24 protein-coding genes and 1 riboswitch are annotated in these 24,432 nt (G+C 71.8%); of the genes, 8 read left to right on the forward strand and 16 right to left on the reverse strand.

The window, feature by feature from the left end; translation table 11 throughout:
• Positions 1-4: 4 nt before the first annotated feature.
• The 4 genes from IL992_RS21660 to IL992_RS48435 form a co-directional block, all read right to left on the reverse strand.
• Positions 5-424 carry a TetR/AcrR family transcriptional regulator gene (locus IL992_RS21660; RefSeq protein WP_319018716.1) on the reverse strand — a complete coding sequence of 140 codons (420 nt, stop codon included), beginning with the start codon at positions 422-424 and terminating at the stop codon, positions 5-7.
• 80 nt (positions 425-504) lie between these two features.
• Positions 505-1,251 carry an SDR family NAD(P)-dependent oxidoreductase gene (locus IL992_RS21665; protein WP_193205181.1) on the reverse strand — a complete coding sequence of 249 codons (747 nt, stop codon included), beginning with the start codon at positions 1,249-1,251 and terminating at the stop codon, positions 505-507.
• Positions 1,251-2,732, reverse strand: a complete 1,482-nt coding sequence (locus IL992_RS21670) for an FAD-dependent oxidoreductase (protein WP_193205182.1) — start codon at positions 2,730-2,732, stop codon at positions 1,251-1,253. The genes IL992_RS21665 and IL992_RS21670 overlap by 1 nt, the downstream gene beginning before the upstream one ends.
• 11 nt (positions 2,733-2,743) lie before the next feature.
• On the reverse strand, positions 2,744-3,658 hold the full coding sequence (locus tag IL992_RS48435; protein ID WP_193205183.1) for a VOC family protein: 915 nt from the start codon (positions 3,656-3,658) through the stop codon (positions 2,744-2,746).
• 280 nt (positions 3,659-3,938) lie between these two features.
• Here IL992_RS48435 and IL992_RS21680 point away from each other — a divergent pair, with 280 nt between their 5' ends.
• A complete protein-coding gene (locus IL992_RS21680; RefSeq protein WP_193205184.1) occupies positions 3,939-4,742 on the forward strand; it encodes an SDR family NAD(P)-dependent oxidoreductase in 804 nt (267 codons plus the stop codon).
• Positions 4,743-4,800: 58 nt separating this feature from the next.
• Here IL992_RS21680 and IL992_RS21685 read toward each other — a convergent pair whose 3' ends face one another.
• The 4 genes from IL992_RS21685 to IL992_RS21700 form a co-directional block, all read right to left on the reverse strand.
• Positions 4,801-5,139: a TraR/DksA family transcriptional regulator gene (locus IL992_RS21685; protein ID WP_193205185.1), complete on the reverse strand. Its 339-nt coding sequence runs from the start codon at positions 5,137-5,139 to the stop codon at positions 4,801-4,803.
• A complete protein-coding gene (locus IL992_RS21690; RefSeq protein ID WP_193205186.1) occupies positions 5,126-5,959 on the reverse strand; it encodes a rod shape-determining protein in 834 nt (277 codons plus the stop codon). The genes IL992_RS21685 and IL992_RS21690 overlap by 14 nt, the downstream gene beginning before the upstream one ends.
• On the reverse strand, positions 5,956-6,303 hold the full coding sequence (locus tag IL992_RS21695; RefSeq protein WP_193205187.1) for a TraR/DksA family transcriptional regulator: 348 nt from the start codon (positions 6,301-6,303) through the stop codon (positions 5,956-5,958). The genes IL992_RS21690 and IL992_RS21695 overlap by 4 nt, the downstream gene beginning before the upstream one ends.
• Before the next feature lie 335 nt (positions 6,304-6,638).
• A complete protein-coding gene (locus IL992_RS21700) occupies positions 6,639-7,010 on the reverse strand; it encodes a hypothetical protein (protein WP_193205188.1) in 372 nt (123 codons plus the stop codon).
• 270 nt (positions 7,011-7,280) lie between these two features.
• Here IL992_RS21700 and IL992_RS21705 point away from each other — a divergent pair, with 270 nt between their 5' ends.
• A complete protein-coding gene (locus tag IL992_RS21705) occupies positions 7,281-7,763 on the forward strand; it encodes a hypothetical protein (RefSeq protein WP_193205189.1) in 483 nt (160 codons plus the stop codon).
• A gap of 33 nt (positions 7,764-7,796) precedes the next feature.
• A complete protein-coding gene (gene secD, locus IL992_RS21710; protein ID WP_193205190.1) occupies positions 7,797-10,043 on the forward strand; it encodes a protein translocase subunit SecD in 2,247 nt (748 codons plus the stop codon).
• Positions 10,044-10,121: 78 nt separating this feature from the next.
• On the opposite strand, the gene IL992_RS21715 is transcribed toward secD, so the two are convergent.
• Positions 10,122-10,844 carry a glycoside hydrolase family 25 protein gene (locus IL992_RS21715; RefSeq protein ID WP_193205191.1) on the reverse strand — a complete coding sequence of 241 codons (723 nt, stop codon included), beginning with the start codon at positions 10,842-10,844 and terminating at the stop codon, positions 10,122-10,124.
• Positions 10,845-10,856: 12 nt separating this feature from the next.
• A riboswitch (cyclic di-AMP (ydaO/yuaA leader) is annotated at positions 10,857-11,003 on the reverse strand.
• Positions 11,004-11,281: 278 nt separating this feature from the next.
• Here IL992_RS21715 and uppS point away from each other — a divergent pair.
• Positions 11,282-12,007, forward strand: coding sequence for a polyprenyl diphosphate synthase (uppS, locus tag IL992_RS21720; protein WP_193205192.1), 726 nt, complete (start codon positions 11,282-11,284; stop codon positions 12,005-12,007).
• Entirely contained in the window at positions 12,004-13,467 is a 1,464-nt protein-coding gene (locus tag IL992_RS21725) for an oxygenase MpaB family protein (RefSeq protein WP_193205193.1), read from the forward strand. The genes uppS and IL992_RS21725 overlap by 4 nt, the downstream gene beginning before the upstream one ends.
• A gap of 45 nt (positions 13,468-13,512) precedes the next feature.
• Here the strand turns inward: IL992_RS21725 and IL992_RS21730 are convergent, their stop codons facing one another.
• The 7 genes from IL992_RS21730 to IL992_RS21760 form a co-directional block, all read right to left on the reverse strand.
• Positions 13,513-14,697, reverse strand: coding sequence for an acyl-CoA dehydrogenase family protein (locus IL992_RS21730; protein WP_193205194.1), 1,185 nt, complete (start codon positions 14,695-14,697; stop codon positions 13,513-13,515).
• 8 nt (positions 14,698-14,705) lie between these two features.
• Positions 14,706-15,728, reverse strand: a complete 1,023-nt coding sequence (dmpG, locus tag IL992_RS21735) for a 4-hydroxy-2-oxovalerate aldolase (RefSeq protein ID WP_193205195.1) — start codon at positions 15,726-15,728, stop codon at positions 14,706-14,708.
• A 10-nt stretch (positions 15,729-15,738) separates the two neighbouring features.
• Positions 15,739-16,632 carry an acetaldehyde dehydrogenase (acetylating) gene (locus IL992_RS21740; protein ID WP_193205196.1) on the reverse strand — a complete coding sequence of 298 codons (894 nt, stop codon included), beginning with the start codon at positions 16,630-16,632 and terminating at the stop codon, positions 15,739-15,741.
• Positions 16,633-16,642: 10 nt separating this feature from the next.
• Positions 16,643-17,428, reverse strand: a complete 786-nt coding sequence (locus tag IL992_RS21745) for a 2-keto-4-pentenoate hydratase (protein WP_193205197.1) — start codon at positions 17,426-17,428, stop codon at positions 16,643-16,645.
• A gap of 105 nt (positions 17,429-17,533) precedes the next feature.
• On the reverse strand, positions 17,534-18,592 hold the full coding sequence (locus tag IL992_RS48440; protein ID WP_193205198.1) for a 2Fe-2S iron-sulfur cluster-binding protein: 1,059 nt from the start codon (positions 18,590-18,592) through the stop codon (positions 17,534-17,536).
• A gap of 5 nt (positions 18,593-18,597) precedes the next feature.
• Entirely contained in the window at positions 18,598-20,271 is a 1,674-nt protein-coding gene (locus tag IL992_RS21755; protein WP_193205199.1) for an FAD-binding protein, read from the reverse strand.
• Positions 20,268-21,134 carry an alpha/beta fold hydrolase gene (locus tag IL992_RS21760; RefSeq protein ID WP_193205200.1) on the reverse strand — a complete coding sequence of 289 codons (867 nt, stop codon included), beginning with the start codon at positions 21,132-21,134 and terminating at the stop codon, positions 20,268-20,270. The genes IL992_RS21755 and IL992_RS21760 overlap by 4 nt, the downstream gene beginning before the upstream one ends.
• Positions 21,135-21,366: 232 nt before the next feature.
• On the opposite strand from IL992_RS21760, the gene IL992_RS21765 reads away from it, so the two are divergent.
• The 3 genes from IL992_RS21765 to IL992_RS21775 all read left to right on the forward strand — a co-directional run bounded on the left by IL992_RS21765 (position 21,367) and on the right by IL992_RS21775 (position 24,380).
• On the forward strand, positions 21,367-21,939 hold the full coding sequence (locus IL992_RS21765; RefSeq protein WP_193205201.1) for a flavin reductase family protein: 573 nt from the start codon (positions 21,367-21,369) through the stop codon (positions 21,937-21,939).
• Between the two features lie 85 nt (positions 21,940-22,024).
• On the forward strand, positions 22,025-22,405 hold the full coding sequence (locus tag IL992_RS21770; protein WP_193205202.1) for a VOC family protein: 381 nt from the start codon (positions 22,025-22,027) through the stop codon (positions 22,403-22,405).
• A gap of 112 nt (positions 22,406-22,517) precedes the next feature.
• On the forward strand, positions 22,518-24,380 hold the full coding sequence (locus tag IL992_RS21775) for an HNH endonuclease signature motif containing protein (protein WP_193205203.1): 1,863 nt from the start codon (positions 22,518-22,520) through the stop codon (positions 24,378-24,380).
• Positions 24,381-24,432: the final 52 nt, after the last annotated feature.

The raw sequence follows: 24,432 nt of genomic DNA on the forward strand, positions 1-24,432 counted from the left end.
TCCGTCAACGCGGGCCGCCGTTGCCGCCTTTCGTATCCGGGACCAGGCGCTCCACCGCCTGCTCGACGAGCTCGTGCAGCCGGGCCTCGGGGAACACGCCGGGTAGCGCGAGCCGTTCCAGGATCAGCCAGTTCATCGCCAGGTAGAGCAGTTCCACGGCGGTGGCGTCTCCCGGCAGGCCGGATTCGAGGTGGTAGCGGACGTTGGCGTCGACGTCCGCCCTGATCCGCTCGGTGAGCACGGCCCGCAGGCCCGGCCTGCGGGCCGCCTCCAGGCGCAGCTCCAGCAGGGCCAGATAGCCCGTGCGGTAGGTGCTGACCCGGTCGACCAGCTCGTGCATCAGCTCGGCGACCCTGGCCCGGTCCCTCGGCCCCTCCAGGCTCCTCGCGATGGTCGCCTCGTCCGGCACCAGCCGTTCGTACACGCGGGCCGTTCCTTCGGCAACGGCGTCACCGTCACCTGGTACGACCGGACATGACCGGCGCGACCGGAGCGGGACGGCGGTCAGCTGTGCGAGCCGCCGTCCACGCGGACCTCGACGCCGTTGAGGTAGGCGCCGTCCGCCGAGGCCACGTACGCGATGGTCCCGGCGATGTCCTCCGGGCGGCCGGGCCTGCCCCAGAGAGGATAGGTGCGCGCGTACCAGGACGTGTCCACGCCGGCGAACGTCTCCCGGTTGGCGGTCAGCGGCGTGGCGACCCCGCCGGGCGAGACCGGGACGACGCGGATCCGCCGCGACGCCAGTTCGGCGGCGAGGCTGATCGAGAACGACAGCAGCGCCCCCTTGGACGCGGCGTAGCCGGTCATCCACGGGTGCGCCTTCGTCGCCGCCGTCGAGGTGACGTTCACGATGACCCCGGTGCCGTCCGGTATGTGCGGCAGCACCTCCCGGCAGAGCAGGACCGGGGCGAACACGTTGACCGCGAAGATGTCCCGGTAGTCGTCGAGCCCCACCGACTCCATCGGGGTGACCCGCAGCACTCCGGCGACGTTGGCCACCACGTCCACCCGGCCCAGGCGGGCGGCGGCCGCGGCGGCGGCCGACACCACCGCCGTCTCCTCCGCCAGGTCCGCCCGGTGGGGGATGAACCGGTCCGTCCTCGCGAGTTTCCCGGTCTCCGCGAGCCCGTCCTCGTCCCGGTCCACCGCGAACACCGTGGCGCCCTCGGCCAGCAGCCGTACGGCGGTGGCCCGCCCGATGCCCGACGCCGCCCCGGTGAGCAGCACGTTCTTGCCGTCGAACCGGTTCATCACGCCTCCTTTGCGGCTGCGCGGCCGGCCCGGCGGCCGAAGAAGGTGCCGTCGCCGAGAGAGGTGCCGCTGACGTATCCCTCGCCGTGGATGCCGGAGGAGGCGCGTCCCGCGGCGTACAGGCCGGGGATCGGCCGCCCGGACTGGTTCAGCACCTCGCCGTCCACCGTCGTGCGCAGGCCGCCGAGCGTGAAGCCGGCGGCGCCGGTCCCCTTGCCCGCGCTGTCGCGGTCGCCCATGCCGAATCCCAGGCGCGGATCGGCTGCGGCGAACGGCCCCTTCAGCGGGCGCAGCCACTTCGGGTCCTTGTGGAAGTAGGGGTCCTCGCCGCGCTCGGCGTGCCGGTTGTACACCGCGACGGTGTCCTCCAGCGCCCCCGGCGGCATGCCGAGCGACTCCTCCAGCTCGGCGAGGGTCTCGGCCACGAAGACCGGGCGCACGCCCCACAGGTCCCGCGCGGGGATGTCCTCGTAGCCCTCCTCGTCGATGATCGCCCAGTACGGCCCGGGCTGGTGCCGTACGGCGGCGACGCTGAACAGGCCGGGATAGACGTCCTCGTTGATGAAGCGCCGGCCGAGCCCGTTCACGAGCATGCCGCGCACCAGCATCGCGGGCAGCGCGGTCATCGCGATCTCGACCTCGCCCATGCGGCGGGTGGCCGCGCCGAGCGCGGTGGCCATGCGGATGCCGCCGCCGTCGTCCAGGCCGTCGCTGACCTTGCCGTGCCCGAGCAGCACGGGAGCGTGGTCGGCGAGCATCTCCTCGTTGTCGACGAACCCGCCGGTGGTCAGCACCACTCCCCTGCGGGCGCGGTAGGTCACCTCCTCGCCGTACCGGCGGGCCACGACCCCGGTGACCCGGCCGTCGCCGTCGACCACGAGGTTGGTGGCGCGGGTGTCGGCGTGGCAGGCGGCTCCGGCCGCCCGCGCCGCCTCCACCAGCGTGTCCATCAGCAGCCGGCCGCCCCAGCTCTCGACGGCGGGGCGGTGGCCGCGCGGCACCGGCCGCGCGACGGTGTTGTACGGCCAGGCGTTCTCCCCGAGCCACATCAGGCCGTCGGTCGTCGGGGGCATCCAGCTCGGCGCGTCGAAGAACGACTCGTTGAACGGCACGCCCCTGGCCCGGAACCACTCGAAGTGCTCGACGCTGCCCTCGCAGTAGAGCCGCAGCTTCTCCTCGTCGGCGTGCGGGCCGAGCGCCGCCGCGAGGTAGGCGAACATGTTGTCCGGGTCGTCCTCGAAGCCGCAGGCCCGCTGCACGGAGGTGCCGCCGCCGAGGTACAGCTCGCCGCCGGACATCGCGGACGAGCCGCCCGGCCCGCCCGCGCGCTCCAGCACCAGCACGTCCGCGCCCGCCGCGGCGGCCTCGTACGCGGCGCCCGCGCCGGCGCAGCCGAAGCCGACGACGAGCACGTCGCACTCGTGGTCGAACGCGGCGACGGAGGCCGCGGGAACGGGCTCGACCGACGGCCGGGGAGTCATCGGCGGCTCACTCACTTCTTCGGCACGAAGGTGGCCAGCGGCTCGGAGCCCGACCAGTCGTGACCCCAGTAGCTGTCGGCGGTGATCTCCTCGGCCGTGTAGTACGTCTCGTCGACGAGCATGCCCTCGGTGCCGTACTCGATGTCCCAGCCGCCGGGGGCACGGACGTAGAAGGAGACCATCTTGTCGTTGGTGTGCCGGCCGAGCGTGGAGGAGATCGAGAAGCCCGACGTGCGCACCCGGTCGAGCGCCATGCCCACCGCGTCGAGGCTGTCCACCTCGACCATCAGGTGCACCAGGCCGGGGTCGCCGGCGTACCCGGCGGGGCAGACCGCGAGGCTGTGGTGGCGCTGGTTGACGCCCATGAAGCGCACCCGGCGGTACGGCGGCTTCCCGCCGCCCATCTTGATGGCGCCCCGGGGCAGGAAACCGAGCACCTCGGTGTAGAAGGAGACGGTCTCGTCCATCGCGGTGGTCGGCACCACGACGTGGCCCATCCCCTGCGCGCCGGTCACGAAGCGCTGGCCCAGGCCGGTCACGACCGGGCTGTGGTCGAGCACGGGGCCGAAGAAGACCTCGACGGGAACGCCCGCGGGGTCGGTGAAGGCGATGACCGCCTCGGCGTCGCGCTCGGCGGACTCCTCCTCCGACAGCACCTTCACCGGCGTGCCGGACGCCTCGACGGCCCGGCCGACGGCGGCGAGCGCGAACTGGTCGCGCACCTCCCAGCCGACCGCGAGCACCCGGTCGGTGTCGCCGGGCAGCACGATGAGGCGCGCACGGCGCTCGTCCATGCGCAGGTACAGACCGTCCGGGACCGGCCCGGACCCCTCGGCGAAGCCGAGCCCGTCGATGAGGAGTTCGCGCCAGCGCCCGATGTCACGCGTCTGGACCTTGAGGTAGCCGAGTCCTCGGATCTGCGTCACTTGTGCTCAATCCAATCTGCCGGTCGGGGGGCCGAGCGTCGATCCCCACCGTGACAGACCCCGCGCCCGGCCGCCCCCGCCCTCCCGCTGAGTGAGAGTCCCCGGCGGGCGCGCGGCCGTACGGCCGTCGCTTCCTCGGCCGGGTCATCTGGACCCCCAGGCTCGTCCGGGACCTCGACCTGACGAGCTGACCGGACGTCCCACTGATCGGAAGCGGCCCGGCTCGCGGCGGCGCGGGCGGCTAACCTCTCCGCGTTTCCGGCGTGGGAAGGGCGGGCACATGGGCGACGGGCGGCTGGCCGGGCGGACGGCCATCATCACGGGCGCGGGCGACGGGATCGGCAGGGGCGTGGCCCGCCGCTTCGCCGCCGAGGGCGCGAAGGTGCTGGTGGCGGAGATCGACGAGGAGACCGGCACGCGGACCGCCCGGGAACTGGCCGCCGAGTTCGGGGCCGACGCCAGGTTCGTCCGCACCGACGTCACCGACCGGGCCCAGGTCGAGGCGATGGTCGAGGCCGCCGCCGAGGCGTGGGGACGGATCGACGTCCTGGTCAACAACGCCTGGGGCAGCGTAGGGCCGATGGGCCGGGTGGAGCACAAGACCGACGAGCAACTCGACCGTGGCTTCGCCATGGGCTACTACGGCCCGTTCTGGGCGATGCGTGCCGCGTTCCCGCACATGAAGCGGCAGGGCTGGGGCCGGGTCGTCAACATGTGCTCGCTGAACGGCGTCAACGCCCACATGGGCACGCTGGAGTACAACTCCGCCAAGGAGGCGCTGCGCACGCTCACCCGTACGGCGGCCCGGGAGTGGGCGCCGACCGGCGTGGTGGTGAACGCGGTCTGCCCGGGCGCGAAGAGCGCTGCCTTCGCCCGCAGGATGGCCGAGAACCCCGAGCTCGAGGCGGCGGCCGGCCGGTCCAACCCGATGGGCCGGATGGGCGACCCCGAGCGGGACATCGCTCCGGTCGTGCTGTTCCTGGCCGGCGAGGACGCCCGCTACCTGACCGGCAACACGCTGTTCGTGGACGGCGGCGCGCACATCAACGGCGTGGTGTGGGCGCCCGACCTCGACGCCCCCTGAAACCCGCGGGCGTGCCCGCTCCGCACCGGTGGGCGGTGGCGGAGCGGGCGCGCCGGCGTCAGCGGGCCTCGTGGCGCCGCTGGCAGGCGATGCAGTAACGGGCCATGGGCCGGATCTTCAGCCGGCCGAACGGGATGACCGCGGTGCAGTCGGCGCACCGGCCGTAGCTTCCCTCCTCGATCCGCTCCAGCGCCTTGCGCAGCTCGGCGACCGCCCGCTCGGTGGCGGCGACGTCGGCGAGCAGGGCGAGCCTGGCAGTGTCGTCGTTGCCGCCGTCGACGGCGGCCCGCAGGTCGCTCAGCTGCAGCTCACGCCACTGGAGCTGCTCCTCCAGGTCGGCGCGCATCGCCTGCGTCTGCGGCTCGCTGATGGCGGTGAACTCGTCACTGGTGGTCATCGTCGACGTCCTTTCGTGCGATGGCAGAGGTGCCGGGAGTGCGGTGCTCGACCGTGGACAGCAGGCAGGCCAGCCCTCTGACGGTCGCGTTGGCGGGATCGGCCGCGGGACTGACGGTGATCCGCAGCTCCGCGCAGAGCTTGCGGGCCAGCTCGGGGTCGCGGGCGCCGCCGCCCGTGATCAGCAGGCCCTGTTGCCGGGCGGTCGCCCGCAGGGCGGCGGGAACGCGCGCGATCAGGTCGGCGACCATCGCCACGACCCGTTCCCGCGCGTACGGCGGGCAGCCGGTGCCCTCGGCCGGGTCGCCCGCGGCGACCTGTACGGCGCCCGCGTCGGCGATCTCGCCGGCGCGGATGACGACGGCCTCGGCGATTCCCGCCCCCGCGTCGAGCAGGAGCCGGGGCCTCGGGTCGGCGATGTCCACGCCGCAGCCGACCGCCGCGGCCAGCGGCTCCTCGACGATCCTCACCCGGCAGCGGGCGGCGCTGCTGACCGCCGCGTGCGCCGCTCGCCGGTCCAGCCGGGAGGCCGCGACGGGCACGCCGAGCAGGACGAGGTCGAGGGGCGGGTGCCGCTCGGTCACGGCGTCGCTCAGCGCCGTGCGGACCAGCCGGGCGCAACCCGGCATGTCGGCGACCATGCCGTGCCGCACGGGCCACTGGCGGGCCGTCCCCGGACCGCCGCACGCCGAGGGCCGTTCCTTGATCGCCGTGCTGCCGGACAGCATCAGCCGGGTCCGCGCGGTGCCGAGGTCGAGGGCCAGGGCCGCTCCCCCGCCCCTCCTCCCGTTGACACCCGTCATGCCGGTCATCACCGTCATGCCGTCATCCGGGTTTCACCGGCGCAGGAGGCGCACTGCTGCACGTGCGGCGCGAGCCGGAGCCGGTCGAGCGGCAGGAACGCCTCGCATCGGACACAGGTGCCGTAGAGGCCCCGATCCATCCGCTCCAGCGCCGCCTCGATCGCGGCGACGTCGAGACACGCCTGCCGTACGCGCGCGGCGGACGGCGCCACGTCGCACGCGTCGTGCAGATCGCACAACCGGGCCAGCTCGGCCCGGGCGGCGTGGAGCCGCTCCTCGAGCAGCATGCGCAGCTCGGACAGCTGCGCGGTGTACCGCCGGCACTCCTCCATGAGGAGGCCCGGCGACCTGATCTCTGCCATAAGCGGCATCACTCCAGGTGAGGGATGAGGTCGGCGCGCGAGCACGCGCGCCATCGACGCACCGGTGCCGGTGCGCGAGACGAGTACGCGGGTGGGCCCGCGTGATGGTGGTCAAGGGCAAGGCGGCCCCGCGAAACCGGAGCGCGCGACGACCGCCCGCCTGGGCGGCCGAGGCGGGACGGCAGAGTGCGGGTGCGCCAAAGCGAGCACCGGGTCACCGGTCGCGTCGCCGGCCGCCTGACGCGCCGGGCCGGCGTGGCCGGGGACGGGTCAGGCGCGCGACGACGAGAACCGGGACGGTGCCGCGGTTCCGGCGCGCCCCGAGCGAGCTCGCGTCACAGGGCCTGTGGTGGGCTGCGCGAGCCGGCGGTGCGGTGCCCGGTCTGTTGGGGGCTGAGGACGATGTCCTCGTGGTGCCGGGCGTGCACCGATGCGGAGACGGGAGCCGCCGGTGCGGCCGCCGCGGTGCGCGGCCGGAACGGGAACGGCAGATGCTCGGGACCGGCGGCGCCCGTGGGCAGGGTCGCCGACTGCGGCGTCCACGCCCCCGGGGTCCACACCTCGGCGGCGGCCTGCGGTGCGCGCTGGGCGGGATCGCCGCCGTACCAGGCGGGCGTGGATGCGACCAGCGCGAGGGCAAGCATCAGCAGGCCCACCACCAACGTGAAGGCGGTGGACCCGCACGTGCCACGTCGTGAGGTCGCCATGAGACCGACCATAACCCACCTTCGCGAAACGGTCATCTGCGTTTCCCGTTGCCCGTTTCTCCCGATCTGCCCGGGCCCGATTTCCGCCATTCGTTGTGCGTACCCGTTCTCGGAAACCATTCCCGTCCGCCCGGGTGCGTTTTCCGTTTCCCCCGGCTCCCCTTCTCACCCGCGCCGGATGCGGCACCCGCGCGCGGAAGTCGCTACGGTGGCCGGAAGACCGGGCCTTCGTGAGGGAGGGCCGAGCCGTGCCGGAGGGAGGGAAGGCTCGTGCGACGCAGGCTGACCGCCGTGCTGCTGCTCCTGCTGCACGCGATCTTCCTGACCGCCGGCGGAGTGCCCGCGTCCGCATCCGCGTCCGCGTGGGAGGCGCCACAACGCGCCGCGGGCCTCCAAACAGCGGGCCTTCACACCGCAGCCCTTCACGCCGCAGCCCTTCACACCGCGGGCTCCCACCTCGCCGTACGTCAGGCGGCCCGCGCCTGGTCTCCGGCGCGTGACGGCGCCCGGCTCACCGACACGCGGAACTGCCCTCCGGCGCACGCCACGCGGCCGGCCCAGGGCGACCCGCCCCGGGTCCAGGCGGGCGCGGGCGGCCCCGGCGCGTCCGGCGGTCCGGTCGTGCTGCCCAACCCGGCGACGCCGCGCGGCGGCACCCGGGTCACCCGGGCCGGGCCGCACCACGACGGCCCGCCCGCACAGTGCCCGCGCCGGGCCGCCTCGGCGCGCGCTCCTCCCTCCACGGCGTACTGAGACCTTTCCCACTCGTACGCCTGTGGAGGCTTCATGTCCCGTGCGCCCCTGTGGCGCGCGGTGGCGGCGCTCGCCGTCATCGCGACCTCACTGCTGCTCGCCCTCACCATGGCCCCGCGTCTCGGTCTCGACCTGCGCGGCGGCACCCAGCTCGTCTTCGAGACGAAGGACTCTTCCACGGTCAAGGCGGACGCCGACGCCACCGACCGTGCCCTCGACGTGCTCCGGCGCAGGGCGGACGCCCTCGGAGTCGTCGACCCCACCCTGGTCCGCTCCGGCGAAAGGCGGATCATCGTCGAACTGCCCGGCGTGCTCGACCCGCGCGAGGCCGCCGCGGTCATCGGCAAGACCGCTCAGCTCAACTTCCATCCGGTGCTCGGTCCCGCCGAGGACGGCGACAAGGACGCGGTCGCCGACGAGAGCGGCCAGAAGCTGAAGCTCGGCCCGGTCGCCCTCAGCGGGGCCGGCGTCACCGACGCCGCCGCGCGCAGCGACCCCCAGATGGGGCCCGGCTGGTTCGTCACGATCGACTTCAAGGAGCCCGGCCCCTGGCGGGAGCTGACCGGGAAGGCGGCCTGCGCTCCGGTCGGCGACCACAAGCGCCGCGTCGCCATCGTCCTCGACAACGAGATCATCTCCTCGCCGCAGGTGGCCGACTCGGTGGCCTGCGACGCGGGGATCTCCGGCGGCACCACGCAGATCACCGGGTCGTTCACGCCCGAGGAGGCGCAGAACCTCGCGGTGCTGATCAAGGGCGGCTCGCTCCCGGTGCCGCTGGAGGTGGTCGAGCAGCGGACGGTCGGCCCGACCCTCGGCGCCGACGCCATCGCGGCGAGCGCCAAGGCCGGCGTCGTCGGGGTGATCCTGACCGCGGTGTTCATCGGCGTCGTCTACCGGCTGGTGGGCGTGCTGGCCGCGGTCGCGCTCGCCTGCTACGGCCTGATCTCGTACGCCGGGCTCGTGGCCATGGGAGCCACGCTCACGCTGCCCGGCCTGGCCGGGTTCGTCCTCGCGATCGGCATGGCGGTGGACGCCAACGTGCTGGTCTTCGAACGGGCCAGGGAGGAGTACGGCGAGGCGCCCCGCCGGGGCCTCAAGGCGGCCCTCGACCGGGGCTTCAAGAACGCCTGGAGCGCGATCGCCGACTCCAACATCACCACCCTGCTCGCCGCGGGGCTGCTGTTCTGGCTCGCCTCCGGGCCCGTGAAGGGCTTCGGCGTGACGCTGGCCATCGGCGTGCTCGCCTCGCTGATCTCGGCGATGCTGATCACCCGGGTGCTCGCCGCCGCCCTGATCGGCAGGATCGGCCCCCGGGCCTCCGGCATCGGCTCGATCGGCCGGGTCAGGACCTGGCTGACCCGGCGCGACCCCGACCTGATGCGCGGCAGGCGGCTGTGGCTCGGCGTCGCGGCCGGACTGCTCGTGCTCGCGGGAGCCGGACTGGTCACCCGCGGGCTGAACTACGGCGTCGAGTTCACCGGCGGCCGGATCGTCGAGTTCGGCACGAGCAGGCCCGTCGACGTCACGGCGGCGAGACAGGCGGTGGCGGACGCCGGGTTCCCCTCGGCCGTCGTGCAGCGATCGGACGACGCGATCTCGGTGCGCACCGGGCAGATCAGCGCCGACGACGTGGTCCGCATGGAGGAGGCGCTGGACCGGCGCGTGGGCGAGGTCACCAAGCAGCGTGACGAGCTCATCGGGCCGAGCCTCGGCGAGGAGTTGCGCCGCAACGCGCTCATCGCGCTCGCCGTCGCGCTCGCCGCGCAGCTCGTCTACCTGGCGTTCCGGTTCCGGTGGACGTTCGGCACGGCGGCCGTGGCGGCGCTGTTCGTGGACGCGGCCGTCGTCGTCGGAGCGTTCGCCTGGATGGGCAAGCCGATCGACGGGGTGTTCCTGGCCGCGATGCTCACGATCATCGGCTATTCGGTCAACGACAAGGTCGTGCTGTTCGACCGGGTGCGCGAGCTGTGGCCGGTGCGGCGCGGGGAACCGTTCGGCCGCGTGGTGAACAGCGCGATCCTGCAGACCGTGCCGCGCACGGTCAACACCGGGCTCGGGGCGCTGTTCATCCTGGCGGCGCTGGCGGTGTTCGGCGGCGACTCGCTGCGCGACTTCGCCGTCGCCCTGCTGATCGGCATCATCGTGGGGACGCTGTCGTCGTCGTTCGTTGCCGGGCCGGCGGCGATCGCGCTGGAAAGGCGCAACTCGCAGCCGCCGCCGGCTCCCGCCGCCCCGCGTGCCAGGCCCGTGCGGCGCGACGGCTCCGGCGCCGTGGTCTGACCGATCTGATCGGCCGGCCTGGTCTGATCGGCCGGCCTGGGCCCCGGGGCGGGACTGCCCGCCCCGGGGTCCGTACGGCTACGGACGGCCGAGCGCGCGCAACTGGAGGGGCGTCAGTGCGGAGACGTTCTGATCGATGGGCGAGTCGGTGTACTGGTGGATCGCCCAGGACTTCCAGTCGGCGGGCGGCGTGATGTCGCCCGGGGCCTTGCTGTAGTGGGCCACCCACAGCGGGTACTGGCCGAGGCCGTGGCCGTACTCGTTGGCGAAGTTCCAGCCGCTGTAGAACATCGGCTTGGTCCCGGTCTTGGCCGTCACGTACTCCAGCCAGGTCTTGGCCCACTGGTTGACGTGCTCGACGGACTCGCCGTCGGTGGTCTCCAGGTCGAGCACCAGGATGTCGCCGGGCTTGCTCGGCTGCGCGTTCACCACCTCGAGGAAGTGGTCGGCCTCGGCGATGGGGTCATTGGAGGGATGGCCGTAGTGGTAGACGCCGCGGACAATGCCCTTCTTCTCCAGCTCCCGCCAGTGGCGGGGGAAGGACGAGTCGGTCCACGAGGTCCCCTCGGTGGCCTTGATGAAGCCGAACTGCGCGCGGCTGTTCATCCAGTCGTGGTCGGCCTCGTAGCCGGAGACGTCCTGGCCGTACGTGTGCGGGTTCGCGTAGGCCGGGGCGGGCAGGACGACGGCCGCAGTGACGGTGGCCGTGGCGGCCGAGACCGCGAGGGTCGCCGCCGCGAGGGCGGAGCGCAGGCGCCGGCGGAAGGGCCGGCTCCCGAGGGAGAGCCGATGGCTGGACATGACGGGGTTGACTCCTTGCTTCCATGCCGCCTACCGGGTTAGCTGACGGGTTCGGGCAGGAAGTGCCCTACGGGCGCATCTGGGGGGCCTACGCGCCGATTCACCCCGAAGAGAGTGGGTCCCCGGCTCCACGTGACGCGGATTCGGCGGCCGCGCGATGATCGCGCGGTCCGGGCAACGACACGGCAAGGGGATAGGACGGCGGAATTCGCTCCGTACCCATGCCGTGTGCACTAAAGGTACACACACGACAAGAATGGTGTAAACAGGACAAAACATGTCTTTACCTGGCCCGATACCACCTCGGGCCGCCACCGCCAGGCAAGTAAGGGCTGCGATTACCAACGGTAAGTGTTCGTCGCGTCACAATCTGTGAAAGAGTCCGTCCTCGGAGGGATTCACTTGGGGGTCTGCGTCACTTCGGTAGGGCGGGTGGGGTGAGAGGCATCCCTCATCACGTCGCCTGTGTCATGGACGGGAACGGCCGGTGGGCCGCACAGCGGTCGCTGCCCCGCACCGCGGGGCATCGGGCGGCCGAGGCCGCTGTGATCGACGTCATCGAGGCGGCCCATACGGCCGGCGTCGAGTGGCTGAGCCTGTACGCCTTCTCCACGGAGAACTGGCGGCGGCCGGCCGCCGAGGTCGACGTCCTGCTCCGACTGGTGCGGCGCGCCATCCGGAAACACGCCCTGGCACTGCACACACGCGGGATCCGCTGCCGGTTCCTCGGGGTCACCGACTCGCGGATCCCGCCCGCGCTGGCCAGGGACATCGCCGACCTGATGGCGCTGACCCGCGACAACCGGCGGATGACGTTGACGGTGGCGTTCGATCACGGCGGTCGCCGCGACATCGTCGAGGCCGCCCGGTCGCTGATCCGCGACGGGGTGCCGCCCGAGCAGGTCACCGAGGAGAGTTTCGCCCGCCGTCTGCCCCACCCCGACATGCCGGAGGTGGACCTGGTCATCCGCACCTCCGGTGAACAGCGGATCTCCAACTTCATGCTCTGGCAGGTGGCCTACGCCGAATGGGTCTTTCCCCGGGTGCTGTGGCCCGACTTCCGGGCCGAGCACTTCTGGGAATGCCTGGAGGTCTACCGACGGCGCGACCGCCGGTTCGGCGGCGTACAGGCACCGGCTCCTACAGGAAAGGGATGTCGATGAGCGACGCAGCAGCAGCCGGAACCGACGCCGATCCGCTCGGCCCGGGATCGATGCTCCACCGGTTGACCCGGCAGACACGCTGGGGGCTGGTGGCGACCCGGGCCATCGTCCTGGAGGCGGCGCACCCGCAGATCGGCGCCGCGCTGATCACCAACTCGACCTTCGTCGCGCACCCGTGGCGACGGCTGCGCAACACGGTGCTCAGCTCACAGCGGATGGTCGACCCCGACGCGCGGGTCCGGCAGCGGGAAGCAGCCCGGCTCAACCGCCTGCACGCCCGCATCACCGGCACCGATGCCGAGGGCCGCCCGTTCAACGCCGCGGATTCCGAGGCGCGCGCCTGGGTGGTGGCGACGCTCTTCGAGTCCACGGTCACGATGTGCCGGCTGAGCGGCGAGTCCGTCGACGGCCCCACCTTGGACCGGCTGTACGCCGAGTTCCAGTCGTTCCTCGCCCTGATGGACCCCTACGGGGGCAAGCTTCCGCCCACAGTCCGGGAGTTCTGGCGCTACTACGCGTCCGTGGTGGAGGATCGGCTGGAGAACACCGAAGCGGTCCACGTCATCCTCGACCGCCTGTTCGCGCAGGTGCCCGCTCCCCCGCTGCTCCGCGACCGGCCGGCCGTGTGGGCGGCGGGCAGGGCGCTCGCCGGTCCCGCGGCCACCGCGATCATCGTGGCGTCGCTGCCCGAGTCGCTCCGCGCACGCCTGGGGCTCGCCGAGTTGCCGGGCACGCGCACGCTGATGCACGCCGCCTACCTGTCCACCCGGCTCGCGACCCGGGTGCTGCCGGAGGCGTGGACGCGGCTCGACACGGTCATGACCATGCTCGACCCGGCGTACGCCCCGCAGCGAAACGGCGACGCGCCGGCCGGACCGCCCGTGCTGGAAGGGCTCCGCCGTGGCGCGGCGAAGGCGGGGGCGCTCCTGCGCCTCCTCACGCCCGATCCGGAGACGGCGGCCGCGGGCGACTCGACGGTGCGCTCCGCCTCGCGATTCTTTTCCGAGGTCCTGGACCAGACCGGCGACGGCCACCTCGACTGGCCCGACCTCGCCGCGATGGCCCGGGAGATCGCCACCCGTCTCGACCTGGACGCCCAGGACGAGGACCGCTTGTTCTCCGCCTTCGCCGACTGGTGGCGCGAGCTGCAGAAAGAACTGGACACCGACGGCGACGGCCGCATCACCGGCCATGAGTACGCCGCGGCCACCGCCGCCATGGCCGGCTCCGCCCTCATCAGGATCGCCGAGGTCCTGTTCGACGTCACCGACACGGACGACGACCAGGTCATCGACGCGCGGGAGTACCAGGCTCTCTTCCGCACGGCGTTCGACCACGACCCGGGCGGCGGCGACGCCGGCGAGCGACTGACCCGGGGCGAGTTCGTCCGCCGGTTCCTGGGCTTCATGGCGGGCCGCCGCCACTCCGGCGTGTACGACCAGATGTTCGCCCAGTCCTGACGGCATCGCCTCCGGCCCGCTCGCCGGCGCACGCCGGGTCAGGCACTAGATCATCGAGCGCATCGGCCCGTGCGGCGGCTCGATGCCGAGCTGCGTCAGCGCGGAGACGTGGAAGACCGAGCCGGGCACGTGGATCGCGTGGGCCAGCCCGACGTGGGCGTCCCGCCAGAAGCGCTGGATCGGGTTGTCCACGCGCATCGCGTTGCCGCCCGACCGCGCCACGATCTCGTCCATCGCCCGCACCGCGCGCCAGGCCGCCTGGACCTGGGTGCGGCGGCCCACGGCCCGCTCGTCGAAGGTCACCTCGCGGCCGGAGGCCACGATGTCGTACATCCGTGAGGCGTTGTCGAGCAGGGCCGCCCGCGCCGCCGCGATCTCGGCCGCCGCCTCGCTGATCGCGTACAGGACGTAGGGGTCGTCCTTGATCCTGGTGCCGGTGATCTGCACGCGGCCCTTCTGGTACGCCATGTGCTGCGCGAGCGCGCCCTCGGCGATCCCGATGACCGAGGCGGTGATCCCGAGCGGGAACGCCGCGGAGAACGGCAGGTGGTACAGCGGGTTGGTCAGCCCCGCCTCCTTGGCCTGGCTGCCGTCCACGACCTTGTTGTACGGGATGACCCGGTAGTCGGGGACGAACGCGTCCTTGACGATGACGTCCTTGCTGCCGGTGCCGCGCAGGCCGACGACGTTCCAGGAGTCCTCGACGATCTCGTAGTCGGACCTGGGCAGGATGAGGTGCAGCGAGGTCGGCGGCTGGGCCATCTTGCCCTCGGCGTCGCCGAGCATGCCGCCGAGGAAGATCCAGTCGCAGTGGTCGGTGCCCGAGGAGAACTGCCAGCGGCCGTTGAAGATGTAGCCGCCGTCGACCGGCCGGGCGATGCCCATCGGCGCGTACGGCGAGGCGATCCACGTGTCCTGGTTATCGCCCCAGATCTCCTGCTGGACGCGGGGGTCGGCGAACGCCATCTCCCAGGGGTGCACGCCCACGACGCCCGCCACCCAGCCGGTCGATCCGTCGAGACTGGCCAGCTTCATGATCGTCTCGGCGTAGTCGCGCGGGTGGAACTCGAAGCCGCCGTGGGTCTTCGGCTGGAGCATCCGGATGACGCCCGCCTCCCGCAGCACCTTGGCCGCTTGGTCGTCCAGCCGGCACAGCGCCTCGTTGGAGGGGGCGAGCGCGCTGATCTCGTCGGCCCGCTGTGTGATCGCTTCGAGTACCGGGTTGGCCATGGCTTTTCTCACTTCTTCGCCGCGAGGGCGACTGCGATTTCGATGAGCTGGTCTTCCTGTCCGCCGATGAGCTTGCGGCGGCCGGCCTCCATGAGGATCTCGGCGCCGGACACGCCGTACTTCCTCGCCTGTCGGTCGGCGTGCTTGAGGAAGCTGGAGTAGACGCCCGCGTAGCCCATGGTCAGGGTCAGCCGGTCGAGCAGGCACTCGCCGTCCATGATCGGACGGACCACGTCCTCGGCGGCGTCGATGATCTTGAGGGTGTCGATGCCGGTGCGGATGCCGAGCTTGTCGGTGACGGCGGCGAAGGCCTCCAGCGGCGTGTTGCCGGCGCCGGCGCCGAACCGCCGCACCGAGCCGTCGATCTGCTTCGCCCCGGCCCGTACGGCGAGGATCGAGTTGGCCACCCCGAGCCCGAGGTTCTCGTGGCCGTGGAAGCCGACCTGGGCGTCGTCCCCCAGCTCGGCCACGAGCGCGGCGATCCGGTCGCTCGTCTGCTCCATGATCAGCGCCCCGGCCGAGTCGACGACGTACACGCACTGGCAGCCGGCGTCGGCCATGATCCGGGCCTGCTCGGCCAGGACCTCCGGCGGCCGGCTGTGCGACATCATCAGGAACCCGACCGTCTCCAGGCCGAGCTCCCTGGCCAGGCCGAAGTGCTGGATCGAGACGTCGGCCTCGGTGCAGTGGGTGGCGATCCTGCAGATGCTCGCGCCGTTGTCGGCGGCCTCGCGGATGTCGTCCTTGACGCCGACGCCGGGCAGCATCAGGAACGCGATCTTCGCACGCTTGGCGGTGGCCACCGCAGCCTTGATCAGCTCCTGCTCGGGGGTGTGGCTGAATCCGTAGTTGAACGACGAGCCGCCGAGGCCGTCGCCGTGCGTCACCTCGATGACCGGCACGCCCGCGTCGTCCAGCGCGGCCACGATCGACCGTACGTGCTCGACGGTGAACTGGTGCTGCTTGGCGTGCGAGCCGTCCCGCAGACACGAGTCGGTGACCCTGATGTCGAGGTCGGCGCTGTAGGGCATGGTCATCTCCTTATGCGTGGATGCGCTGCGCGAAGCCCTCGCCGACCTTGGTGGCGGCGGCCGTCATGATGTCGAGGTTGCCGGAGTAGGGCGGCAGGAAGTCGCCCGCGCCCTCGACCTCGACGAACACGGCGACGCGGGCGAGCCCGCCGCTGACGGCCGTCGGGTCGTCGAATTGGGGCTCGGTCCGCAGCCGGTATCCGGGCACGTACGACGCGACCTCGGCGGCGACCTCCTTGATCGAGGCCGCGACGGCGTTCCGGTCGGCGTCGACGGGGATCGAGCAGAAGATCGTGTCCTGCATGAGCATCGGCGGCTCGGCCGGGTTGAGGATGATGATCGCCTTGCCCTTCGCGGCGCCGCCGATCGTCTCGATGCCGCGCGCGGTCGTCTTGGTGAACTCGTCGATGTTGGCGCGGGTGCCGGGACCGGCCGACGGAGAGGCCACGCTGGCCACGATCTCCGCGTACGCGACCTCGGTGACCCGCGAGACGGCGTGGACGATCGGGATCGTCGCCTGGCCGCCGCAGGTGATCAGGCTGACGTTGGGGGCGTCGAGGTGGGCGCCGAGGTTGACGGCGGGCACCACGGCGGGCCCGAGCGCGGCGGGGGTCAGGTCGACCGCCTGGATGCCCAGCTCGCGGTATTTCTGCGCGTTCTCCCTGTGCACGTACGCCGAGGTCGCCTCGAAGACGATGTCGGGCCGTTCGTCCTGCGCCAGGAGCCAGTCCACGCCCTCGGCCGAGGTGATCAGCCCCTTGTCGGCGGCCCGCTTCAGCCCGGGGCTGTCGGGGTCGACGCCGATCATCCAGCGCGGCTCGATGTGCGCCGAGCGCAGCAGCTTGTACATCAGGTCGGTACCGATGTTGCCCGAGCCGACGATCGCGGCGGTCGCCTTACTCATGGAAGTCCTCTTATTCGAAGCGAGCGGACACGGAGCCGAGCCCGGCGAACTCGGCGCGGAAGACGTCGCCGGGGCGCACGTCCACGGCCCTGGTGCAGGACCCGGGGAGGATGACGTGCCCGGCCTCGAGCTTGACCCCGAACGAGGCGACCTTCCTGGCCAGCCAGGCCACGGCGGTGGTGGGGTTCCCGAGCACCGCGCTCGTGTTGCCCCGGGCGATCTCCGTGTCCCCGGAATACAGCACGGCCTCGATGTCGGCCAGGTCCATCCCCTTCGGGTTGACCCGGGCGTCGCCGAGGATCACCCCGGCGGAGGACGCGTTGTCGGCGATGGTGTCGGCCAGGCGGATCCGCCAGTCCCTGATGCGGCTGTCGATCAGCTCGATGCTCGGCACGACGTACTCGGTCGCGGCGAGCACGTCCTCCTCGGTGCAGCCCTCGCCGGGCAGGCTCGCCCCGAGCACGTAGCCGATCTCGACCTCGATGCGGGGGTAGCAGTAGCGTCCCGCCTTAATCGGCTCGTCCTGCGACAGCACCATCTCGTCGAGCAGGTGGCCGTAGTCGGGCTCGTCCACGCCCATCATGCGCTGCATCACCGGGGAGGACAGCCCCACCTTGTGCCCGTACACGCGGGCTCCGGCCGCCAGACGCCCGCGGATGTTCGCGAGCTGGATCTCGTAGGCGTCCACCACGTCGATGTCCGGGTAGGTGTCGGTCAGCGGCTCGATCGGCGCCCGGTCCCGCTCGGCCGCCCGCAGCCGCCCGGCCGCGTCCGCCCGCAGCGCCTCGTCCAGCATCGGGGTCCTCCCTCGTTTCCTACTGATGGTCAAAGGGTCGCGTCACGGCCGCCGCGCCGCCCGTCCGTCTCCCGCTGAGTGGGAGCGGTGGGGCTCTGCCCGAGGTCAGCCGTCGTAGGTGACCTTGAGCCGGTCGCTCAGCGGGATCGCCTGGCAGGCCAGGATCAGGCCGTCGGCGAGGTCCTGCCGGTCGAGCACCGTGTTGTGCTCCAGCTCGACCTCGCCCTCCAGCAGCACGCACGCGCACGCGCTGCACGAGCCCTCGCGGCAGGAGTACGGCGCGTCCAGGCCGGCCTGCAGCAGCACGTCGAGCAGCTTGTTGCCTCGCGGCCAGGCCAGGGTCCGCGTCTCGCCGTCGAGTTCGACCTCGACCGTGCCGGCCGGGCCCGCCGAGTCGAGCACCACCTCGGTCTCCGCGAACGGGTCGGTGGTCAGCGACTCGAACTTCTCGACGTGGACGCGCTCGCGCGGCGTGCCGTGCCGGGTCAGGACGTCCACGGCCAGGTCCATGAACGGCCCGGGGCCGCACACGAACGCCTCCCGCCCGGCGTACGGCCGGGTCAGACCGGCCAGGCCCGCCGCGGTCGGCAGGCCCTGCACCGACTCCAGCCAGTGGATCACCGTCAGCCGGTCGCCGTGCTCGGCGGCCAGCGCGACCAGCTCGTCCCGGAAGATCACCGAGCTCTCGTCCCGGTTGGCGTAGACGAGCACGACCGAGCCGGTCCCGCCGCGCAGGCACGACTTGAGTATCGACATCACCGGCGTGACGCCGCTGCCGCCCGCGAGCAGCAGCAGGTCCTCGTCGAGCGAGGCGGGGGTGAACAGCCCCGAGGGCCGCAGCACCTCCAGCACGTCGCCCTCAGCGACGTTGTCGCAGATCCAGTTCGACCCGTAGCCGCCCAGAGTGCGCTTCACCGTCACCTTGAGCTTGTCGTCGCAGAGGGGCGAACTGCTGAGCGAGTAGCAGCGCGCCACGCCCTCGGGCCGCGTGGTGGGCACCCGGATCGTCAGGAACTGGCCGGGTTTGTAGGTGAGCCTGGCCGCGTCTCCCCCGGCGGGTTCCAGCACGAGCGAATGGGCGTCGGCGGTTTCGCGGATCACCTCCACCACCCGCACCCTGAGCGGGCCCGGCTGCGTCGTCTCTCCCGCGGTCGTCTCTGCCACCGCGGTCACGTCCTGGCCGTGCTCGTCGTACGCGCCCGCAGGGCCGCGTGCCGTGCGGCGATGTAGCCGAAGACGATGGACGGGCCGATCGTGGCCCCCGGGCCCGCGTACTCGTTGCCCATCACCGACGCCGAGGTGTTGCCCGTGGCGTACAGGCCCTCGATGGGCGCGCCGTCGGCCCGCAGCACCCGGCTGTGCTCGTCGCACACCAGGCCGCCCTTGGTGCCGAGGTCGCCGACCTCGAGCCGGAACGCGTAGTAGGGCGCCTTGTCGATCACGTCGATGTTGGGGTTCTTCAGCGTGGGGTCGCCGTAGTAGCGGTCGTAGGCGCTGTCGCCGCGGCCGAAGTCCAGGTCCTTGCCCGCGCGGGCGAAGCCGTTGAAGCGCTCGACGGTCTCGGCCAGCGCGTCCGCCGGGACGCCGATCTTCTCCGCCAGTTCGGCGATCGTGGCGGCCCGGAACGCGATGCCCTGCTCGTAGAACTCCTGGGGAATCGGCATGCCCGGCAGGATCTGGGCGAACGGATAACGCGCCCGCGCCTTGGCGTCCATCACGAACCAGGCCGGGACGTGGCCGCCGGCCAGTTGCTCGTGCACGAAGTTCACGTACGGCGCGGACTCGTTGGTGAATCGACGCCCGTCCCGCGACACGATGACCGACGGCGGGATGCACCGCTCGGACACCAGCGGGATCGTCGCCCCGGCCGGATGCCGTACGGCCGGCATCCACCAGGCGTCGTCCATCAGGTCGAGGGCGGCGCCGACGCGCTCGCCGGCCAGGATGCCGTCGCCGGTGTTCTCCCTGGCGCCCATGCCGAAGTCGGGCTTGGCGCCCTCCGGCAGATACCTCTCACGCAACTGCGGGTTGTGGTCGAAGCCGCCGGTCGCGAGCAGCACGCCGTACCGGCCGCGGACCCGGATCGTCCTGCCCTCGCGCTGGGCCACGATGCCGGTGACCACACCGTTGTCGTCGGTGACGAGGTCCGTCATCGGGGTCTTCAGCCAGAGCGGGACGCCCGCGTCCTTGAGCGCCATCCGCAGCCGCGCGACCAGCGCGCGCCCGCCGGTGGCCATGTGACGACGGCGGATCACGTTCGACGACACCCGCCAGGCCGCGACGACCGAGGCCCAGCGGCCGCGCCAGGTGCGCTTGACCATGGCCAGGTCGTGATAGTCCTTCGCGGTGATCCACAGGCCGAGCGGGCCCTTCATGGTGTTCGGCCGCTGATACTTCTCGTCCTCGCCCAGCTTGCGGGTGTCGAACGGCAGGGCCTCGATCGACCGGCCGAGCGGCCGGCCGCCCTCGTACTCCGGGTGGTAGTCGGCGTAGCCCTTCACCCAGAAGAAGCGCATCCACGTGCTCTTTCCGAGCAGTTCCATCGCCGCCGGGCCGTTGTCGACGTACGCGTCGAGCCGGGCGGCGGGGACACGGCCCTCGGTGAGCAGGTCGAGGTAGCGGCGGATCGACTCGCGGCTGTCGTCGTGCCCCTTGGCCCGCAGGGTCGGGTTGTTGGGGATCCAGATCCCGCCGCCGGATATGCCGGTGCTGCCGCCGAACTTGGAACCCTTCTCGACCACGACGCACGACAGCCCGCTGTCGTGCGCGGTCAGCGCGGCGGCCATGCCTCCGCCGCCGCTGCCGACGACGACGAGGTCGAACTCCTCATCCCAGCCGGTCACCGTTCGTCCTTCCTGGTGAGGAAGGCCAGCACCACGCTCTCCCACGCGGCTTTCTGCTCGATCATCACCCAGTGGCCGCAGTTGGGGAACACGTGGACCTCGACCTCGGGGATCGTCCGCATCGGCAGGAGCGCCATGTCGACGGGGCTGACCCGGTCGTCGCGGCCCCAGGTGATCAGCGTCCTGGCCTTCAACTTGTGCAGCATCGCCCAGTAGGGCGGGGCGTCCGACTTCGCGGCTGCCTTCTGACCGGCGGCGAAGGCGGCCTTGCCGTACATCCGCCGCGCGGCGGCGAGCGTCTCCGGCTCGGTGGCCAGCGCCCAGCGCTCCTCGATCAGCTCCTCGGTGACGAGGGCCGGGTCGTACACCATGGAGTGCAGCCACTGGATGAGCCGCTCGCGGGTGGGCTCCTCGGTGAACTCCATCAGGAGCTTGATGCCCTCGCCCGGCGAGGGGCTGAAGACGTTGCGGCCGATGCCGCCGATTGTCACGAGGCGGCGGATCCGGTCGGGATGGGCGAGCGCCACCTGGGTGCCCACGATCCCGCCCATCGAATTGCCGATCACGTCGACCTGCTGGAGCCCGAGCCCGTCGAGGAAGCGGATCACCGCGCCGTTCGCCGCCAGCATCGGATGCTGGTCGGTCGGGTCGCTGACCCCGAATCCGGGGAACTCAAGCACCAGGCAGCGGAAATGCTCGGCGAACGTCGCCAGGTTGCCGCGATAGTTACGCCAGCCGGTCACCCCGGGTCCCGATCCGTGCAGAAGCAGCAGCGGCGGGCCCTGTCCGGCCTCGTGGTAGCGCAGCACGCCCTGGTCGGTCGCGAGTTCCCGCAGGGTCGACTCGTAGGTCAGCTCCGTCATCGTCCGTCCCGAATCGCAGGAGTGTCGGATTCCGTGACGCTAACTGGACAGACGCCGTGAACAGGGCGATCATCCCGATGAGCGAGACCGGGGCGGGCGGGCCCGGTGACCTGCTCGGACCGTGACGCCGCCCGTACGCGGCTTCCATTGACCGGGATCCCCGTGCGATCTGCCCGAGAGGGGGTTTGTAAGTTCGTTACCTGAGGCACCGACACGCACGCGAGGTGAGTCCATGACCGCTGCACCCGCCGACCCCGAGTTCACCGAGGCGGCGCCGCCGACGCCGGCCGAGTTCCGGCGCGCGTTGGGCATGTTCGCGACCGGCGTGACCGTGGTCACGGGCCTCGACGACGGCGAACCGGTGGGCTTCGCCTGTCAGTCGTTCGCGTCGGTGTCCCTCGAACCGCCGCTGATCCTCTTCTGTGCCGACCACAAGGGCCGCGCCTGGCCGCGGATCAGGAAGTCGGGCCGCTTCTGCGTGAACGTCCTCGGCGAGGACCAGGTCGACATCTGCGGCCGGTTCGGCTCCAGCAAGGGCGCCAAGTTCGCGGGACTCGACTGGGACCTGTCGCGATGGAGCACCCCCGCGTTGCGGCAGGTGCTGCTGCGCGTCCACGGCGAGGTGCGCGACGTGCACGTCGCCGGCGACCACGACGTGATCATCGGCCACGTGCGCGAGCTCGAACCTGTCGACATCGAGCAGCGCCCGATGCTGTTCTTCCGCGGCCGGTTCGGAGTGGACCAGGACGACCAGGCCGCCGCCCTCGGCCCCAACCTGTGGGGCTGGGGCGACCACTGGGGCTGAGACCCGGCCTCCCCCTACCGCGATCCCCTTCGGGGGGATCATCATGCCCCGCCGTGGCCCGATCAAGCTGCCCTAGGGTGTGGGGATGCATCGGAGCCGCGTCTACGCCATCCTGATCGACTCCCCGGCGGGCGATGCCGCCGAGGCCGCGGCCTTCTGGTCCGCCGCCCTCGGCGTCCCCACCCGGACCGACCCTCAGGAGCCGCAGTTCGTCTCGTTGCACGAGGCGATTCCGGGGCTCACCGTCGCCGTACAGGCGATCGACGGCGCACCCCGATACCACCTGGACATCGAGACCGATGACGTCGAGGCGGAGACCGCACGACTGACCGCTCTCGGCGCCACACAGGTGGCGCGGTGGCTGGATTGCCACGTGCTGCGCGTACCCGGCGGCCAGCTGGTCTGCGTCCTCCCGGTGGCGAGCGACCCGGATGCCTTCGCCGCAACCGCCAGGACCTGGCCCTGACCTCATCCTCGCCTCCCACCTGTAACTCCAGCTAATCGCTCCGTCCGGTTGCTCGACGACGTGCGGCGATGGGAAAATTAATACAGGTTTTCGAATTAATCGAGGGGGTGCGATGGATCTGTTCGATCATGGTCCTGATCACCCTCGTCGTTCGAATAATGCCGACGGCGGCTGGTGGGATCAGCTGACGGCCGATTCCCCGCTGTGGTCGTCCGAAGGTTCGCTCGCCCGCGAGCACTTTCCGATCAACGACTGCGGACTGCGGCAGGACGCGAGCCAGGACCCGAGCGACGGCGCGCCCGGTGCCGGTCGGGACAAGGCCCGGTCGTCGTGGGTGTTGGTGGGTTCTCTTCGGGAGTCGGCGCAGGAGTTGGCGCTGACTCCGCTTCCGGACGATGTGGACACTTGTGTGTCCGAGGCCGAGGAGTTGATGGTCGCCCGGGATCGGATCACCTCCACGCTGGCGGACCGCGTGGGTCGGGTGCATCGTGCGGGGCAGGCCAAGCGGCATGGGCATGCCTCGACCCGTAGTTGGCTGCGCACCGCCGGGGGGATGAGTGTGGCGGGTGCGGGCCGGCTGCTGACCGTGGCGGTGGAGCTGGCACGCCTGCCCCGGGTGCGCGAGGCGTTCGCCCAGGGAGGTTTGGCGGCGGGGGTGGTGGAGGCGATCTGCACCGCCACCGTCCAGTTGAATGACGAGCAGGCGGGGTTGGCGGAGCCGATTTTGCTGGAGCTGGCGGGCAAGGCGGGCCCGGCGGAGGTGGCCAAAGCGGGCCGCTACCTGCGCGCGGTGCTCGACCCCGATGGGGAGGAGCGTGATGAGCAGGCCGATTACGCGCGCCGTTTCCTGCGGGTCCGCCCGGGTAAGGGTGGGGGCCTGGAGGGGGAGTTCTATCTGCCGCGGGAGGCGGCCGCCCGGTTGCGGGCTTTGCTGGACGCCTACGCCAAACCCCGCGCGGAGGGTGATGACCGCCCGCTAAGCGTGCGTAACGCCGATGCGTTCATCGCGTTGCTGGAGCGGGAGATCGCCACCGAGCTCCTGGTCCTGGTCAACGCCGAATCCCTCCCCACCGACCCCGAACCCACCGAACACCCCGAAGACACCGGCGGCTGCACCCCGAGCGACACCGGAAGCACCGCCCACTCCGGCGACAACGAAGACACCGTCTCCAGCGACGCCGACAGCCCCGGCGGCCCCGGCGATCTCGGCACCGCGAGCACCGCCTCTGCCGAGGGCGACAACACCGCGCAGGCCACGGGCGGAGACTGCGATCGTGGTGCGGTCCAGGCTGGATCTATACACGCCAGACGCGCATCAACGTGCCCTGCACACGGCGGTAGCGCGCACCCGCACACAGCGCCTCCGACCGCAGCGCCTCCGACCGCAGCGCCTGCGAACACTGCGCCTGCGAACACAGCGCCTGCGAACACAGCCCAGCCGGATCCTCCTCCCGAGGACGCACCTGGACATCACACCCGCGCCGGGCATCGGCCTGCGGGGGACTGCCGGCATGCGCAGGGCACGCACGAGGACCACGGCGACGTGCGCTATGGGTTGCTGGGGACGGCGCCGGGGTTGTTACTGGCGACCGGGCAGATGCTGCCCGTCTCCAGCGTGCATCGCCTTGCCCGCACCTCCACGCTGGTGCGCCTGGTGATGGACGCCGAGGGGCAGGTGCTGGACATGGGCCGCAAGGTCCGCCTGGCCACCCCCGCCCAACGACGGGCCGTCTTCGCCCGCTACGCCACCTGCTGGATCGACGGCTGCCCCGTCCCGGCCACGATGTGCCAGATCGACCACGCCGACAACTGGAGCACCGGCGGCCTGACCGACCTGAAACTCCTCGGACCGGCCTGCCAGTTCCACAACCGCGACCGCTACCGCCACCCCGACCGCTACACCCGCCACAAGATCGGCACCGACCGCTGGGCCTTCACCTACCACCCAGCCCACATCACGCGGCTGCGAGTTTAGATGCGACCAGGCCGAACGTGGTCGATCACTTCAGCGGGTGGCGCGTGGGCCG

This window comes from Microbispora sitophila, assembly GCF_014892245.1.
Classification (GTDB): Bacteria; Actinomycetota; Actinomycetes; order Streptosporangiales; family Streptosporangiaceae; genus Microbispora; species Microbispora siamensis.

Coding starts and splice junctions, on each gene's coding strand:
- IL992_RS21665 (WP_193205181.1), bottom strand. CDS start 1,251: ATGAACCGGTTCGACGGCAAGAACGTGCTGCTCACCGGGGCGGCGTCG.
- IL992_RS21670 (WP_193205182.1), bottom strand. CDS start 2,732: ATGACTCCCCGGCCGTCGGTCGAGCCCGTTCCCGCGGCCTCCGTCGCC.
- IL992_RS21680 (WP_193205184.1), top strand. CDS start 3,939: ATGGGCGACGGGCGGCTGGCCGGGCGGACGGCCATCATCACGGGCGCG.
- IL992_RS21685 (WP_193205185.1), bottom strand. CDS start 5,139: ATGACCACCAGTGACGAGTTCACCGCCATCAGCGAGCCGCAGACGCAG.
- IL992_RS21690 (WP_193205186.1), bottom strand. CDS start 5,959: ATGACGGTGATGACCGGCATGACGGGTGTCAACGGGAGGAGGGGCGGG.
- IL992_RS21695 (WP_193205187.1), bottom strand. CDS start 6,303: ATGGCAGAGATCAGGTCGCCGGGCCTCCTCATGGAGGAGTGCCGGCGG.
- IL992_RS21700 (WP_193205188.1), bottom strand. CDS start 7,010: ATGGCGACCTCACGACGTGGCACGTGCGGGTCCACCGCCTTCACGTTG.
- secD (WP_193205190.1), top strand. CDS start 7,797: ATGTCCCGTGCGCCCCTGTGGCGCGCGGTGGCGGCGCTCGCCGTCATC.
- IL992_RS21715 (WP_193205191.1), bottom strand. CDS start 10,844: ATGTCCAGCCATCGGCTCTCCCTCGGGAGCCGGCCCTTCCGCCGGCGC.
- IL992_RS21725 (WP_193205193.1), top strand. CDS start 12,004: ATGAGCGACGCAGCAGCAGCCGGAACCGACGCCGATCCGCTCGGCCCG.
- IL992_RS21730 (WP_193205194.1), bottom strand. CDS start 14,697: ATGGCCAACCCGGTACTCGAAGCGATCACACAGCGGGCCGACGAGATC.
- dmpG (WP_193205195.1), bottom strand. CDS start 15,728: ATGCCCTACAGCGCCGACCTCGACATCAGGGTCACCGACTCGTGTCTG.
- IL992_RS21740 (WP_193205196.1), bottom strand. CDS start 16,632: ATGAGTAAGGCGACCGCCGCGATCGTCGGCTCGGGCAACATCGGTACC.
- IL992_RS21745 (WP_193205197.1), bottom strand. CDS start 17,428: ATGCTGGACGAGGCGCTGCGGGCGGACGCGGCCGGGCGGCTGCGGGCG.
- IL992_RS21760 (WP_193205200.1), bottom strand. CDS start 21,134: ATGACGGAGCTGACCTACGAGTCGACCCTGCGGGAACTCGCGACCGAC.
- IL992_RS21765 (WP_193205201.1), top strand. CDS start 21,367: ATGACCGCTGCACCCGCCGACCCCGAGTTCACCGAGGCGGCGCCGCCG.
- IL992_RS21770 (WP_193205202.1), top strand. CDS start 22,025: ATGCATCGGAGCCGCGTCTACGCCATCCTGATCGACTCCCCGGCGGGC.
- IL992_RS21775 (WP_193205203.1), top strand. CDS start 22,518: ATGGATCTGTTCGATCATGGTCCTGATCACCCTCGTCGTTCGAATAAT.